The sequence below is a fragment of the Kitasatospora atroaurantiaca genome (assembly GCF_007828955.1).
GTDB classification, from domain to species: domain Bacteria; phylum Actinomycetota; class Actinomycetes; order Streptomycetales; family Streptomycetaceae; genus Kitasatospora; species Kitasatospora atroaurantiaca.
Map to the genome: position 1 here is coordinate 3957353 of NZ_VIVR01000001.1, position 14404 is coordinate 3971756.

The 14404-nt window shown below is 71.8% G+C and carries 13 protein-coding genes, 2 tRNA genes and 5 pseudogenes; 9 read left to right on the forward strand and 11 right to left on the reverse strand.

From position 1 onward, the window contains the following. Positions 1 to 37 precede the first annotated feature (37 nt). Together FB465_RS18245 and FB465_RS18250 are read left to right on the forward strand one after the other, a co-directional pair. Positions 38 to 724, forward strand: a pseudogene (locus tag FB465_RS18245) (class E sortase); the annotation flags it as partial. 42 nt (positions 725 to 766) lie between these two features. After that, the gene (locus FB465_RS18250) at positions 767 to 1537 is read left to right on the forward strand and encodes a class E sortase (RefSeq protein WP_145792003.1); all 771 of its coding nucleotides are present in this window, start codon (positions 767 to 769) and stop codon (positions 1535 to 1537) included. On the opposite strand, the gene FB465_RS18255 is transcribed toward FB465_RS18250, so the two are convergent. After that, positions 1456 to 2496 carry a GlxA family transcriptional regulator gene (locus tag FB465_RS18255; protein ID WP_145792004.1) on the reverse strand — a complete coding sequence of 347 codons (1041 nt, stop codon included), beginning with the start codon at positions 2494 to 2496 and terminating at the stop codon, positions 1456 to 1458. The two genes, FB465_RS18250 and FB465_RS18255, sit on opposite strands and share 82 nt — an antisense overlap. 90 nt (positions 2497 to 2586) lie before the next feature. Here FB465_RS18255 and FB465_RS18260 point away from each other — a divergent pair. After that, positions 2587 to 3574, forward strand: a pseudogene (locus tag FB465_RS18260) (NADP-dependent oxidoreductase). Positions 3575 to 3911: 337 nt separating this feature from the next. Here FB465_RS18260 and FB465_RS18265 read toward each other — a convergent pair. Together FB465_RS18265 and FB465_RS18270 are read right to left on the reverse strand one after the other, a co-directional pair. Further along, positions 3912 to 4289 (reverse strand): hypothetical protein, encoded by a 378-nt coding sequence (locus FB465_RS18265; RefSeq protein WP_145792006.1) that lies wholly within the window; start codon positions 4287 to 4289, stop codon positions 3912 to 3914. A gap of 200 nt (positions 4290 to 4489) precedes the next feature. Then, positions 4490 to 5476, reverse strand: a complete 987-nt coding sequence (locus tag FB465_RS18270; RefSeq protein WP_246192711.1) for an NADP-dependent oxidoreductase — start codon at positions 5474 to 5476, stop codon at positions 4490 to 4492. Between the two features lie 90 nt (positions 5477 to 5566). Between FB465_RS18270 and FB465_RS18275 the strand changes: the two genes are divergently transcribed. Next, entirely contained in the window at positions 5567 to 6607 is a 1041-nt protein-coding gene (locus FB465_RS18275; RefSeq protein WP_145792004.1) for a GlxA family transcriptional regulator, read from the forward strand. On the opposite strand, the gene FB465_RS18280 is transcribed toward FB465_RS18275, so the two are convergent. Together FB465_RS18280 and FB465_RS18285 are read right to left on the reverse strand one after the other, a co-directional pair. Beyond that, positions 6526 to 7296 (reverse strand): class E sortase, encoded by a 771-nt coding sequence (locus tag FB465_RS18280; protein WP_145792003.1) that lies wholly within the window; start codon positions 7294 to 7296, stop codon positions 6526 to 6528. The genes FB465_RS18275 and FB465_RS18280 overlap by 82 nt on opposite strands. A 42-nt stretch (positions 7297 to 7338) precedes the next feature. Beyond that, a pseudogene (locus FB465_RS18285) lies at positions 7339 to 8027 on the reverse strand (class E sortase); the annotation flags it as partial. On the opposite strand from FB465_RS18285, the gene FB465_RS37535 reads away from it, so the two are divergent. Further along, a complete protein-coding gene (locus tag FB465_RS37535; RefSeq protein WP_281292397.1) occupies positions 7984 to 8115 on the forward strand; it encodes a hypothetical protein in 132 nt (43 codons plus the stop codon). The pseudogene FB465_RS18285 and the gene FB465_RS37535 sit on opposite strands and share 44 nt — an antisense overlap. Positions 8116 to 8305: 190 nt before the next feature. On the opposite strand, the pseudogene FB465_RS18290 reads toward FB465_RS37535, so the two are convergent. The 3 genes and pseudogenes from FB465_RS18290 to FB465_RS18295 form a co-directional block, all read right to left on the reverse strand. Beyond that, positions 8306 to 8970 (reverse strand): annotated as a pseudogene (locus tag FB465_RS18290) (aminodeoxychorismate/anthranilate synthase component II). A 53-nt stretch (positions 8971 to 9023) separates the two neighbouring features. Beyond that, positions 9024 to 9194, reverse strand: a complete 171-nt coding sequence (locus FB465_RS35875) for a hypothetical protein (protein ID WP_170290628.1) — start codon at positions 9192 to 9194, stop codon at positions 9024 to 9026. An 85-nt stretch (positions 9195 to 9279) separates the two neighbouring features. Then, positions 9280 to 10035 (reverse strand): annotated as a pseudogene (locus FB465_RS18295) (DUF881 domain-containing protein). Between the two features lie 214 nt (positions 10036 to 10249). Between FB465_RS18295 and crgA the strand changes: the two are divergent. Continuing rightward, complete coding sequence (gene crgA, locus FB465_RS18300) at positions 10250 to 10504, forward strand: cell division protein CrgA (RefSeq protein WP_145791998.1); 255 nt, start codon at positions 10250 to 10252, stop codon at positions 10502 to 10504. Between the two features lie 119 nt (positions 10505 to 10623). Here crgA and FB465_RS18305 read toward each other — a convergent pair whose 3' ends face one another. Then, positions 10624 to 11724 (reverse strand): rhomboid family intramembrane serine protease, encoded by a 1101-nt coding sequence (locus FB465_RS18305; protein ID WP_145792008.1) that lies wholly within the window; start codon positions 11722 to 11724, stop codon positions 10624 to 10626. An 84-nt stretch (positions 11725 to 11808) separates the two neighbouring features. After that, positions 11809 to 12333: a peptidylprolyl isomerase gene (locus FB465_RS18310; protein WP_145791994.1), complete on the reverse strand. Its 525-nt coding sequence runs from the start codon at positions 12331 to 12333 to the stop codon at positions 11809 to 11811. 198 nt (positions 12334 to 12531) lie between these two features. Between FB465_RS18310 and FB465_RS18315 the strand changes: the two genes are divergently transcribed. Further along, complete coding sequence (locus FB465_RS18315) at positions 12532 to 13482, forward strand: DUF5324 family protein (protein WP_145791992.1); 951 nt, start codon at positions 12532 to 12534, stop codon at positions 13480 to 13482. A 62-nt stretch (positions 13483 to 13544) separates the two neighbouring features. Here the strand turns inward: FB465_RS18315 and FB465_RS18320 are convergent. Next, positions 13545 to 13617: transfer RNA gene (locus tag FB465_RS18320), tRNA-Ala, on the reverse strand. A gap of 264 nt (positions 13618 to 13881) precedes the next feature. On the opposite strand from FB465_RS18320, the gene FB465_RS37955 reads away from it, so the two are divergent. Together FB465_RS37955 and FB465_RS18325 are read left to right on the forward strand one after the other, a co-directional pair. Beyond that, the gene (locus FB465_RS37955; RefSeq protein ID WP_425461251.1) at positions 13882 to 14031 is read left to right on the forward strand and encodes a DLW-39 family protein; all 150 of its coding nucleotides are present in this window, start codon (positions 13882 to 13884) and stop codon (positions 14029 to 14031) included. Positions 14032 to 14328: 297 nt separating this feature from the next. Then, positions 14329 to 14401 (forward strand) — tRNA-Ala (locus tag FB465_RS18325). Positions 14402 to 14404 lie beyond the last annotated feature (3 nt).

The window sequence follows — 14404 nt, forward strand, 5'->3', positions numbered from 1 at the left end:
GCGGTCCGCCGCGCCTCCCCGGCCCCGGCCCAAGGAGTCCAGGACCGTGGTCGCCGCGCGCCTGGTCGGCGAAGTCTTCATCACCCTCGGTCTGGTGATGCTGCTCTTCGTCTCGTACCAGCTGTGGTGGACCAATGTGCAGGCAGACGCCTCCGCCGACGGCACCCGCAGTCAGCTGGAGCGGCAGTGGAGCCAGGCGGTCCGGCAGCCCGCCCCGACGGCGTCCGGCAAGCCCGTCGCGGCCTTCGAGCCGGGCAAGGGCTTCGCCATCCTGTACATCCCGAAGCTTGACCTGAAGTACCCGATCGCCGAGGGCACCCAGAAGCAGCAGGTGCTCGACAAGGGGCTGGTCGGGCACTACACGGGGACGGCGATGCCCGCCGACAGGACGGGGAACTTCGCGATCGCCGCGCACCGTACGACGCACGGCCAGCCGTTCCGCAAGATCGGGCAGCTGGTGCCCGGGGACAAGATCGTGGTGGAGACCGCGACGGCGTACTACACCTATGAGGTCGCGGGCGGCATTCCGGAGACGCCGCCGTCCAACGTGACGGTGATTCAACCGGTCCCCAAGGGGTCACCGTTCACCCAGCCGGGTCGTTACATCACGTTGACGACATGCACACCCGAGTTCAGTGCCCGGGGACGGCTGATCGTCTTTGGCAAGATGGTCGATGAACGGCCGAGGAGTCAGGGGCAGCCCGCTGCGCTGACCGGCACCTAGGCCTCAGGCACCATCGCACCGGCGTGCAAGAGGCGAGGCGGCGTGCAGAACGAGCAGGACGGGCCTTCGGACCGAGAGCGTCGGCGGCATCGCCGGCGCCCGCGCGGCCGGGCGGCGGTGGTGCTCGGGGCGGTCGGCGAGCTCTTCATCACGGTGGGGCTGGTGCTGGCGCTCTTCGTCGGGTACTCGCTGTGGTGGACCGACCTGGTCGCGGACGGCAGGGCAGGGCGGGAGGCCGAGCGGCTGCGCGGCAGTTGGTCGGCCCCGGCGGCGCCTGCGGCATCCGCCGCGGCGTCCGCGCCCGCGGCGCCGCCGCCGGTCTACGCGGCCGGGGACGGGGTCGGCTTTCTGCACGTGCCCGCCATGGGGCGCGACTACCAGGTGCTGATCCGGATGGGCACCGGCCCGGAGGTGCTGAACGAGGGCGTGGCCGGGGTCTACCAGGAGCCGTACCGCTCGGCGATGCCCTGGGACGGGACCGGCAACTTCGCCCTGGCGGCCCACCGGGACGGCCACGGCGCCAAGTTCCACGACCTCGACCAGGTGGGGCCCGGCGACGCGGTCGTGGTGGAGACCAGGGACAGCTGGTACGTCTACCGGGTCGACGGCACGCTGCCGCAGACCTCCCAGTACGACACGGGCGTGATCGCGCCCGTCCCGGCCGGGTCGCCCTACGACAAGCCGGGGCGGTACATCACGCTGACCACCTGCACGCCGGTCTACACCTCGCGCTACCGGATGGCGGTCTGGGGGAGTCTGGTCCGGGTGGACGCGGTCGACGCCCGCCGGACGCCGCCGCCGGAGCTGCGCTGAGGGCTGCCCTGGAAGGTGCGGCGGTACGCGGCGGGGGAGACCCCGAGGGCGGCGGCCAGGTGCTGGCGCAGCGAGGAGCCGCTGCCGAAGCCGGACCGCTCGGCGACCTGGTCGACCGGCAGGTCGCTGGACTCCAGCAGTCGGCGGGCGAGCTCCACCCGCTGGGCGGTGAGCCACCGGCCGGGGGTCTGCCCGGTCTCGGCGAGGAAGCGGCGGCTGAAGGTCCGTACGCTCATCCCGGCCCTGGCGGCCAGCTCGGCGAGCGGGATGGGGCGGTGGAGCTGCTGCAGGGCCCAGTCCCGGGTGGCGGCGGTGTCCGCCTCTGCGGGGGCGGGGACGGGCCGCCGGATGTACTGGGCCTGGCCACCCTCGCGCCACGGCGGGACGACGCAGCGGCGGGCGACGCCGTTGGCGACCTCGCTGCCGTGGTCGCGGCGGACCAGGTGGAGGCAGAGGTCGACGCCGGCCGCCGCGCCGGCCGAGGTGAGGATGTCGCCGTCGTCGACGAAGAGCACGTCGGGGTCGAGGCGGACGTCCGGGAAGAGCCGGCCGAACTGCTCGGTGTAGTACCAGTGCGTGGTCGCGGTACGGCCCTTGAGCAGGCCGGCGGCGGCCAGCACGAAGGACGCGGTGCAGATCGACACCAGCCGGGCACCGGGACGGACGGAGGCCAGGGCCCGGGCCACCGGTTCGGGGATTTCGCCGGTGCGCAGGACGGGGCTGTCGTGGTGGCTGGGCGGGATGATCAGGGTGTCCGCGTCGGCGATGACGCTCGCGTCGTGGTCGACCGCGAGGGTGAAGTCGGCGTCGGTGCGGACCGGCCGGCCGTCCAGGCTGCAGGTGACGGTCTCGTAGAGGGGCTTGCCGTCCAGGCTGTAGGCGTTACCGAACAGCCGGTGCGGGATGCCGAGTTCGAAGGGGATGACACCGGGCAGGGCGAGGACGACGACACGATGCATGGCCGGATCCTCTCACTCCTTGTCCATCCGGCCACTCGTCGGGGCGGGCTTCCGGCGCGAGGCTGAAGATCCCTTCGAGAGGAGCTGGTGATGAGCGGGACGAGTGGCACGAGCGGGACGGTTCAGCGGATGCGGGCGGTCAGCCAGGACGAGTTCGGAGGCCCCGAGGTGCTGCGGGTGGTCGAGCGCGACCGGCCGCAGCCGGGGCCGACGGAGATCCTGGTACGGGTGCACGCGGCCGGGGTCAACCCGACGGACTGGAAGACCCGGTCCTGGGGCGGGGTGGCCACGGGCCGGGAACTGCCCTTCGTGCTCGGCTACGACGTCTCGGGCGTGGTGGAGGCAGTCGGCTTCGGGGTGACGCTCTTTCAGCCCGGCGACGAGGTGTTCGGGATGGCGGGGTTTCCCGAGGCTGCTGGGCGCGTACGCGGAGTTCATCGCCGCCCCGGCCCGCCACTTCGTCCACAAGCCCGCCGGGATCGACCATGTGCAGGCGGCGGCCCTGCCGCTGGTCTCACTGACGGCCTGGCAGGCCTTCGTGGACCGGGCGGAGCTGCGGCCGGGCCAGCGGGTGCTGATCCACGCGGCGGCGGGCGGGGTCGGGCACGTCGCGGTGCAGATCGCCAAGTCGCTCGGCGCGTACGTGATCGCCACGGCGAGTGCGGGCAAGCACGAGTTCGTCCGGGGGCTCGGCGCGGACGAGGTGATCGACTACACGGCGGCTGCCTTCGAGACGGTGGTCGCCGAGGTGGACATGGTGCTGGACACCGTCGGGGAGGACTACAGCGAGCGCTCGCTCACGGTCCTGCGGGACGGCGGCACCCTGGTCTCGTTGACGCACCCGAAGGACGACGCGCTGGTCCCCGTGGCGGCCGAGCGCGGCATCCGGGCCGGCTTCATGCTGGTCGAACCGGACCGGCGGGCGCTGTTGGCGGTGGCCGAGTTGGTCGAGTCGGGGCAGCTGCGGGCCGAGGTGGCCGCCGTACTGCCGCTGGCGGAGGCGGCGAAGGCGCACGAGCTCGGCGAAACCGGGCGTACGGTGGGGAAGTTGGTGCTGCGGGTCGCCGAGGAGTCCTGACCGCTGGGGAAGTCTCTGCTCTCTGCACAGGCTGTGGACAAGCCGGGAGCGGTGGGCGCGGGGAGGGCGTTGCACGCCGGGTCGGTGATCCCGTGCGCTCGACCGGGAAGGTGACGCGTCAGCGCCAAGGTCGTTTGCCAGGTCAGCACAGGTGGGTGGGCCAGGGTCTTCCTGGTGCCTGACGACGGGCGAGGCGAACGATGAACCACGAAGCCGTACTTCTGGAGTCCCGGACCATGCGCGGCACCCTGGTGGGCCGTACGGAGGCCCTCGACAAGGTCAAGGCGCTGCGGCTGCTGCCGGACGGGGTGCATGTGACGACCCGGATGGTGGCCGACTACTTCGGCGTCCACGAGGAGGCGGTGAACAGCGTCGTCCGGCGCCACCGCGAGGAGCTGCGCGAGAGCGGGATGGCCCTTCTCAAGGGCGCTGACCTGCAGGATTTTCTAGTGGTCATGTTGACCACTAGAAAATCCTGCAGGTCAGCGCCCTTGAGAAGGGCCATCCCGCTCTCGCGCAGCTCCTCGCGGTGGCGCCGGACGACGCTGTTCACCGCCTCCTCGTGGACGCCGAAGTAGTCGGCCACCATCCGGGTCGTCACATGCACCCCGTCCGGCAGCAGCCGCAGCGCCTTGACCTTGTCGAGGGCCTCCGTACGGCCCACCAGGGTGCCGCGCATGGTCCGGGACTCCAGAAGTACGGCTTCGTGGTTCATCGTTCGCCTCGCCCGTCGTCAGGCACCAGGAAGACCCTGGCCCACCCACCTGTGCTGACCTGGCAAACGACCTTGGCGCTGACGCGTCACCTTCCCGGTCGAGCGCACGGGATCACCGACCCGGCGTGCAACGCCCTCCCCGCGCCCACCGCTCCCGGCTTGTCCACAGCCTGTGCAGAGAGCAGAGACTTCCCCAGCGGTCAGGACTCCTCGGCGACCCGCAGCACCAACTTCCCCACCGTACGCCCGGTTTCGCCGAGCTCGTGCGCCTTCGCCGCCTCCGCCAGCGGCAGTACGGCGGCCACCTCGGCCCGCAGCTGCCCCGACTCGACCAACTCGGCCACCGCCAACAGCGCCCGCCGGTCCGGTTCGACCAGCATGAAGCCGGCCCGGATGCCGCGCTCGGCCGCCACGGGGACCAGCGCGTCGTCCTTCGGGTGCGTCAACGAGACCAGGGTGCCGCCGTCCCGCAGGACCGTGAGCGAGCGCTCGCTGTAGTCCTCCCCGACGGTGTCCAGCACCATGTCCACCTCGGCGACCACCGTCTCGAAGGCAGCCGCCGTGTAGTCGATCACCTCGTCCGCGCCGAGCCCCCGGACGAACTCGTGCTTGCCCGCACTCGCCGTGGCGATCACGTACGCGCCGAGCGACTTGGCGATCTGCACCGCGACGTGCCCGACCCCGCCCGCCGCCGCGTGGATCAGCACCCGCTGGCCCGGCCGCAGCTCCGCCCGGTCCACGAAGGCCTGCCAGGCCGTCAGTGAGACCAGCGGCAGGGCCGCCGCCTGCACATGGTCGATCCCGGCGGGCTTGTGGACGAAGTGGCGGGCCGGGGCGGCGATGAACTCCGCGTACGCGCCCAGCAGCCTCGGGAACCCCGCCATCCCGAACACCTCGTCGCCGGGCTGAAAGAGCGTCACCCCGAAGCCGACTGCCTCCACCACGCCCGAGACGTCGTAGCCGAGCACGAAGGGCAGTTCCCGGCCCGTGGCCACCCCGCCCCAGGACCGGGTCTTCCAGTCCGTCGGGTTGACCCCGGCCGCGTGCACCCGTACCAGGATCTCCGTCGGCCCCGGCTGCGGCCGGTCGCGCTCGACCACCCGCAGCACCTCGGGGCCTCCGAACTCGTCCTGGCTGACCGCCCGCATCCGCTGAACCGTCCCGCTCGTGCCACTCGTCCCGCTCATCACCAGCTCCTCTCGAAGGGATCTTCAGCCTCGCGCCGGAAGCCCGCCCCGACGAGTGGCCGGATGGACAAGGAGTGAGAGGATCCGGCCATGCATCGTGTCGTCGTCCTCGCCCTGCCCGGTGTCATCCCCTTCGAACTCGGCATCCCGCACCGGCTGTTCGGTAACGCCTACAGCCTGGACGGCAAGCCCCTCTACGAGACCGTCACCTGCAGCCTGGACGGCCGGCCGGTCCGCACCGACGCCGACTTCACCCTCGCGGTCGACCACGACGCGAGCGTCATCGCCGACGCGGACACCCTGATCATCCCGCCCAGCCACCACGACAGCCCCGTCCTGCGCACCGGCGAAATCCCCGAACCGGTGGCCCGGGCCCTGGCCTCCGTCCGTCCCGGTGCCCGGCTGGTGTCGATCTGCACCGCGTCCTTCGTGCTGGCCGCCGCCGGCCTGCTCAAGGGCCGTACCGCGACCACGCACTGGTACTACACCGAGCAGTTCGGCCGGCTCTTCCCGGACGTCCGCCTCGACCCCGACGTGCTCTTCGTCGACGACGGCGACATCCTCACCTCGGCCGGCGCGGCGGCCGGCGTCGACCTCTGCCTCCACCTGGTCCGCCGCGACCACGGCAGCGAGGTCGCCAACGGCGTCGCCCGCCGCTGCGTCGTCCCGCCGTGGCGCGAGGGTGGCCAGGCCCAGTACATCCGGCGGCCCGTCCCCGCCCCCGCAGAGGCGGACACCGCCGCCACCCGGGACTGGGCCCTGCAGCAGCTCCACCGCCCCATCCCGCTCGCCGAGCTGGCCGCCAGGGCCGGGATGAGCGTACGGACCTTCAGCCGCCGCTTCCTCGCCGAGACCGGGCAGACCCCCGGCCGGTGGCTCACCGCCCAGCGGGTGGAGCTCGCCCGCCGACTGCTGGAGTCCAGCGACCTGCCGGTCGACCAGGTCGCCGAGCGGTCCGGCTTCGGCAGCGGCTCCTCGCTGCGCCAGCACCTGGCCGCCGCCCTCGGGGTCTCCCCCGCCGCGTACCGCCGCACCTTCCAGGGCAGCCCTCAGCGCAGCTCCGGCGGCGGCGTCCGGCGGGCGTCGACCGCGTCCACCCGGACCAGACTCCCCCAGACCGCCATCCGGTAGCGCGAGGTGTAGACCGGCGTGCAGGTGGTCAGCGTGATGTACCGCCCCGGCTTGTCGTAGGGCGACCCGGCCGGGACGGGCGCGATCACGCCCGTGTCGTACTGGGAGGTCTGCGGCAGCGTGCCGTCGACCCGGTAGACGTACCAGCTGTCCCTGGTCTCCACCACGACCGCGTCGCCGGGCCCCACCTGGTCGAGGTCGTGGAACTTGGCGCCGTGGCCGTCCCGGTGGGCCGCCAGGGCGAAGTTGCCGGTCCCGTCCCAGGGCATCGCCGAGCGGTACGGCTCCTGGTAGACCCCGGCCACGCCCTCGTTCAGCACCTCCGGGCCGGTGCCCATCCGGATCAGCACCTGGTAGTCGCGCCCCATGGCGGGCACGTGCAGAAAGCCGACCCCGTCCCCGGCCGCGTAGACCGGCGGCGGCGCCGCGGGCGCGGACGCCGCGGCGGATGCCGCAGGCGCCGCCGGGGCCGACCAACTGCCGCGCAGCCGCTCGGCCTCCCGCCCTGCCCTGCCGTCCGCGACCAGGTCGGTCCACCACAGCGAGTACCCGACGAAGAGCGCCAGCACCAGCCCCACCGTGATGAAGAGCTCGCCGACCGCCCCGAGCACCACCGCCGCCCGGCCGCGCGGGCGCCGGCGATGCCGCCGACGCTCTCGGTCCGAAGGCCCGTCCTGCTCGTTCTGCACGCCGCCTCGCCTCTTGCACGCCGGTGCGATGGTGCCTGAGGCCTAGGTGCCGGTCAGCGCAGCGGGCTGCCCCTGACTCCTCGGCCGTTCATCGACCATCTTGCCAAAGACGATCAGCCGTCCCCGGGCACTGAACTCGGGTGTGCATGTCGTCAACGTGATGTAACGACCCGGCTGGGTGAACGGTGACCCCTTGGGGACCGGTTGAATCACCGTCACGTTGGACGGCGGCGGTCTCCGGAATGCCGCCCGCGACCTCATAGGTGTAGTACGCCGTCGCGGTCTCCACCACGATCTTGTCCCCGGGCACCAGCTGCCCGATCTTGCGGAACGGCTGGCCGTGCGTCGTACGGTGCGCGGCGATCGCGAAGTTCCCCGTCCTGTCGGCGGGCATCGCCGTCCCCGTGTAGTGCCCGACCAGCCCCTTGTCGAGCACCTGCTGCTTCTGGGTGCCCTCGGCGATCGGGTACTTCAGGTCAAGCTTCGGGATGTACAGGATGGCGAAGCCCTTGCCCGGCTCGAAGGCCGCGACGGGCTTGCCGGACGCCGTCGGGGCGGGCTGCCGGACCGCCTGGCTCCACTGCCGCTCCAGCTGACTGCGGGTGCCGTCGGCGGAGGCGTCTGCCTGCACATTGGTCCACCACAGCTGGTACGAGACGAAGAGGCAGCATCACCAGACCGAGGGTGATGAAGACTTCGCCGACCAGGCGCGCGGCGACCACGGTCCTGGACTCCTTGGGCCGGGGCCGGGGAGGCGCGGCGGACCGCCCGCTCGCCCGGCGCCGGCCGCTGCCCGAGCGCAGCGCCGTCCGCCCCTGAGCGGCCCGCCGCCGCCTCCGCGCGGCCACCGGAGGCGGCGGCCTCGTCCGGCACCGCTGTGACCGCCCGCAGCTGCATCGTCTGCTCGCTCGCGAGCCAGGGATGCTCCTGGGCCGGCTCGTACACGCCCCAGTCGCCCGGTTCGGCTCCCGCCTGCGCGCCCCCCTCCGGGCGAACCGCCGTCATCCCGTCAGCCCCGGCCGATCACCGGAGCGAGCCCGGCCGAGCGGCCCCACCGCCTCCGGGAAGCCGCACTCCGCCAGCCCAGTTGGCGAGCATCCGGTGCCCGCCCTCGGTCAGCACCGACTCCGGGTGGAACTGCACGCCCTCGACCAGCAGCTCACGGTGCCTCAGGCCCATGATCACGCCGCTCTCGGTCCGGGCCGTCACCACCAGGCCGTCCGGCACGGTGCCGGGCTCGACGGCGAGCGAGTGGTACCGCGTCGCCGTGAGCGGCGAGGGCAGGCCGTCGAACACGCCGCCGTCCTCGTGCGTCACCGACGAGGTCTTGCCGTGCAGCAGCTCGGGCGCCCGGTCGACCACCGCGCCGTACGCCACCGCGATCGACTGCAGGCCGAGGCAGACGCCGAACAGCGGCAGGCCGATGCCCGCGCAGTGGTGCACCATCTCGATGCAGACGCCCGCCTCCTCCGGCGCGCCGGGCCCGGGGGAGAGCAGCACCCCGTCGAACCCGGTGTCGCCGTCGCGGCGCACCGCGTGCTCGACGGTCACCTCGTCGTTGCGCACCACCTCGCAGGTGGCGCCCAGCTGGTAGAGGTACTGGACGAGGTTGAAGACGAAACTGTCGTAGTTGTCGACGACGAGGATCCTGGGCGAGCTGCCGGCGGAGGTCATACGCGCGCTACTCCTGAAGGTGCTGGGCTGGCAGATGGGGCGGGTGGACCGGCTCAGCCGGCGCCGCCTTCGTCCACCGTGACGTCACCGAAGGGCAGCAGCGGTTCCGCCCACGGGAAGACGTACTGGAACAGGACGTAGACCACCCCGAGAACGAGCAGCAGCGCGAGGATCGCCCGGACGAGCGCGTTCCCCGGCAGATGCCGCCAGATCCAGCCGTACATGGTGCTCCTCGAGGTTTCAGGGTCGGAGTCAAGACTAGACCGCGCCGCGCGCCCGGCAGGCGACAATCACGGCTCCGCCCGCGCGCTACTCCCCGGTGGCGTACCGCAGGTCGACCGTGCCCGAGTACCCCGGCACCGTCATGTCGGCGTTCTCCTGCACCTTCCAGCCCAGCCCGTACGCCGCGACGTACTGCAGGTAGTTGGCGATCGTCGGGTCGGCGTCCACCGCCGCCCGCAGCCTGTCCGTCTTCCCCACCGCCCTGATCACGTACGGCGGCGAGTAGACCCGGCCCTGCAGCAGCAGGGTGTTGCCGACGCAGCGGACGGCGCTGGTTGAGATCAGCCGCTGGTCCATCACCTGGATACCCTCGGCGCCGCCCCGCCACAGCGCGTTCACCACGGCCTGGATGTCCTGCTGGTGGATCACCAGGTCGTTGACGCCGGGCTCGGGGATGCCGGGCAGGCGCGCGGTGGCCCCGGGGGCGCGTCGTTGAGTGTGACGATCAGCCCGGGCCCCTTCAGCGCCGTCAGGCCGGCCCTGCTGCTGGAGCGCTCTGAGCTGGGCGACGTCGGACGGGCTCTGCCCCTGCTGCTTGGCCAGCTCGTCGGCCCGGGCCTGCAGCTCGCCCAACTGCTGCTGGGCCTGTTGGTTCTGGGTGCTCCGCTGGCGTATCACGTCGCTGAGCCGGAGCAGCGAGTTGTCGGTGCGCAGGGAGGTGCCGCGGGCGGTCTCCGCGCTGATGTAGAAGAGCAGTCCGGCCAGTGCGAAGACGGCGCAGGTCAGGGCACGTCCGACAATTCGGGTGCCGCGGCCGCGCTCGGCGCCGGGGCGTTTGGGAATCGTGGAATTCGGCACCGTACCCTTATCTCCTTAAGGACCCGGCGAGCCACTACGCTAACGGACGCCGGTGGCATGTGCGGAGCGCCCTGTCCGGTACGCCCGCAGGTTCGCCTGCGGAAGTGCCGACCGATCGCCCCGTACGGACCGGTCCCCACCGCCGCCCGCCCCCCGCTGCACCCTGCGCGGTCACAGCGCATCGACAGGAGATCCCCTCGTGCCGAAGTCTCGACTCCGCAAGAAGTCCGACTACACCCCGCCGCCGGCGTCGACGACCGCGGTGAAGATCAGCTCCGGTCGCACCTGGGTGGCACCCCTGATGCTGGCGCTGTTCCTGATCGGGTTGGTGTGGATCGTCACCTACTACGTGACGAGCGGCAGCTGGCCGGTCAGCAGCTGGGGCAACTGGAACATCCTGGCCGGTTTCGGCTTCATCGCGGCAGGGTTCGGCGTCTCCACCCAGTGGAAGTAAGCCCCCTCTGAGCTGCTCCTGAGCACCGCTCCGGTCCGGTGGCCGAAGCGGTGCTCGGGCATGCCCGGGGTCGGCTCCAGCCGGGCCCGTAGCGTCGGACCGTATGTTTATCCACACAGTTATCCACACTGGGGAAAAGTCCGCCCAGCCTGTGGATAACTTGTTCGTCGGCCGCTGTGCGACCACTCACCCGGTTGCGCGAGAACCACAGCTGGACGCGCGTAGAGGCACCCTTCGCCGACCGCCCGCCCCATCAGCTGTGCACACCCCTGCGCACGCTGTGGACAACGGCGCGCCCGGCATGCCGGGGCGCCTCGGCTCACACCCCGAGGCGCGCGGTCCTCCACAGCCACGATCACCAGGACCAGGACCAGCATTCCGGCCACCGTCAACGTCTGCACCACGTTCCGGTGCGCCCGGGGGGCGTACATCATCCCCACTCCGGTGACGGCCCCGGCCACCAGCCCGCCGACGTGCGCGCGCCAGTCGATGAGCGGCACCGAGAAGCTGATCACCAGGTTGAAGACCAGCAGCGCGACCACCGGACCGAGCGGCAGACGGTTCGCGCGGAACAGCACCGCGGTCGCCCCGAGCAGCCCGAAGATCGCCCCCGAGGCGCCCACCGAGTACAGATTGCCGCCGGTGACCAGATAGGCGAGGGCATTGCCGGCCAGCCCGGACACCGCGTACAGCGCCACGAAGCGCAGCCGGCCCAGGACCCGCTCCAGCTGCGGCCCCAGCACCCACAGCGAGATCATGTTCATGATCACGTGCAGCGGCCCGTTGTGGACGAAGACCGCCGTCACCAGCCGGTACCACTCGTCCGGGCCGGTGGCCACGCCCGCCGGGGCGTAACTGGCGTTCCCGGTGAAGCTGTACATGCCGAGCAGCAGCCGCCACTCCGGGTGGACGTACTGGGTGAGCACGAAGACCACCAGGTTGATCCCGATCAGGATCTTGGTGACCAGCGCGTCGTCCCCGGCCGGCTGCCCGCCGAACCGCGTCGTCGCCCGCCGGACCTCCTGGTTGCCGCCGCGCACGCACTCCGGGCAGTGGAAGCCCACCGAGGCGTTCACCATGCACTCCGGACAGATCGGCCGCCCGCAGCGGGCGCAGGCGATACCCGTCTCCCGCTCGGGGTGCCGGTAGCAGCCGGGCAGGCCGCCGTGGCCGCCGTTGCCGCCGTCGGGCTGCGATCGGGCCGGCTCGTCGGGAAGCATCCGGGGGTCCCTCCTCATGACTGATCCCGGCGGCGCCACCGCGTACGGGGCGCCGCCGGGACCGCCAAGGCTACTGCGAGGCCGTCAGCCGCGCTTGATCTCCACGGACTCGATCACGACGTCGTTGACCGGGCGGTCGCCGCGGCCGGTCTGGACGGCGGAGATCTCCGACACGATCTTCTGGCTGGCCGGGTCGAGGACCTCACCGAAGATGGTGTGCTTGTTGGTCAGCCAGGCGGTCGGCGTGACCGTGATGAAGAACTGCGAGCCGTTGGTGCCCGGGCCGGCGTTGGCCATGGCCAGCAGGAACGGACGGTCGAACGCGAGGTCCGGGTGGAACTCGTCGGCGAACTTGTAACCCGGGCCGCCGGTGCCGGTGCCCAGCGGGTCACCGCCCTGGATCATGAAGTCGCTGATCACACGGTGGAACACGGTGCCGTCGTAGAGCGGCTTGTTGGACTTCTCACCGGTACGGGGGTGCGTCCACTCGCGGGTGCCCTCGGCCAGCTCCACGAAGTTCGCCACCGTCTTCGGGGCGTGGTTCGGGAAGAGCTTGATGACGATGTCGCCGCGGTTGGTCTTCAGGGTGGCGAACAGTTCCTCGGCCACGGGGTGCCTTCCTATCTACCTATGTCACTGACGCCACAAATCATCCCACGACCCGTCCGCGGGCGGGCAGCGCGCCGTGGCGCGTGCCCCGGGACCCCGCAGACGGCCCAACCCGGCGCGCCAAGGAACAAATAGGCATGCATGATCTCGAATCAGGTGGAAATGTGCATACAGGACGCCACCGAGGAGGAGAATCTCGTGACCCGTTTGGACTCAGCTCGTGAAACGGCCGGCAGGACCAGGGACACTCTCGCGCCCTATGCCACCACCGCCAAGGAGACCGCACAGCACTACGCGGACGAGGCCAAGCAGCGGCTCGGCCCCACGCTGGAGGCGCTCGGCCCCAAGGTCGGCGCGGCGAGCGCCCACGCCAGGACCGGCGCTGCCCAGGCGGCCCAGACCGCCAGGCTCCAGTACGTCAAGCACGTGGCGCCGCAGCTCGAACACGCCTTCTCCGCGCTGCCCCCGCACACCCAGGAGACCACGCTCAAGGCCGTCCACCGGGCGCAGGAGGCCGCGCTGGCCGCCAAGCACTCCGCGGCCAAGGCCGCCGAACAGGCGAGGACGGCCGCCGATCAGGCCAGGAGCACCGTCGTCCCCAAGGTCACGGTCGCCGTCGAGGGAGCCCGGTCGACGATCGCGCCCGTCGCCCAGGAGGCCCAGCTGCGCGGCGCCGCGGCCCTGACCGCGCTGCACGGCCACGTCAGCGCCGACGAGATCAGCCAACTCGCCGCCAAGAACATCAAGAGGGAGCAGCGCAACCACTGGGCCACCGGCCTCGCCGTGGCGGGCACCATCGCGGTCGGCACCGGCGTCATCGCCTGGCAGTGGTGGCGCAAGCAGTGCAGCCCCGAGTGGCTGGTCGAGCCCCCCGCCTCCCAGAGCCCGTCGAACAACGACCGCAAGCCCGAGGGCGAGCCCCGCCCCGGCGGCTCCCACGCCTCGAGCGCGGCGGGCGGCGACACGCTCCTCAACGGCTCGGTCCCCCGCGAGCAGCAGGGCGACAACCCGGGCGGCAACCCGGGCGGAAACCCGGGCAGCAACCCGGGCGGCCACGCATCCGGCTCCACCCCCAAGCCCAACCCCGCGCCCGGCAAGCCCGCCCCGGACGACCGCCCCAAGCCCCACGACCCGCGCAAGCCGCACTGACGACCGCAGCGCACGAGAACGACGGACGCCCCGGACCGATCGGTCCGGGGCGTCCGTGCACGTGGAGCTTAGGAGACTCGAACTCCTGACATCTGCCTTGCAAAGGCAGCGCTCTACCAACTGAGCTAAAGCCCCGTGCGGTTTGCTGCGCACTAGCGTACCCGCTCTTCCCGAAAATCTTGAGCGGGATTCGAGCCGGCCCCGGCCACTAGGCCCTGTCTGACAATTCGCGCCGGATCGGCGCGCGGCGGTGGGCGCCCGGCTGGGCGTGCCGGCGGGTCGGTCTCGTACTGGGTCGTACTTGGCCGATCCGCCGGTGCGTCCAGGCGGGATGCCCAGCGTCGTGCGCCCGGCGGGAATTGTCAGACAGGGCCTTGGGCCAGGGCCGGCCCACAGGGGCTGCGGGCAGCCCCCGAAAGATCGTCCGGTGTCTCAGCGGGCGCCGGCGGGGACCGGGTCGGTCGCCTCGGTCCACAGGTCCAGGCCGACCGTGCCGAGCAGGACCTGTGGACCGAGGCGACCGACCCGGTCCCCGCCGGCGCCCGCTGAGACACCGGACGATCTTTCGGGGGCTGCCCGCAGCCCCTGTGGGCCGGCCCTGGCCCAAGGCCCTGTCTGACAATTCCCGCCGGGCGCACGACGCTGGGCATCCCGCCTGGACGCACCGGCGGATCGGCCAAGTACGACCCAGTACGAGACCGACCCGCCGGCACGCCCAGCCGGGCGCCCACCGCCGCGCGCCGATCCGGCGCGAATTGTCAGACAGGGCCTAGTGGCCGGGGCCGGCTCGAATCCCGCTCAAGATTTTCGGGAAGAGCGGGTACGCTAGTGCGCAGCAAACCGCACGGGGCTTTAGCTCAGTTGGTAGAGCGCTGCCTTTGCAAGGCAGATGTCAGGAGTTCGAGTCTCCTAAGCTCCACGT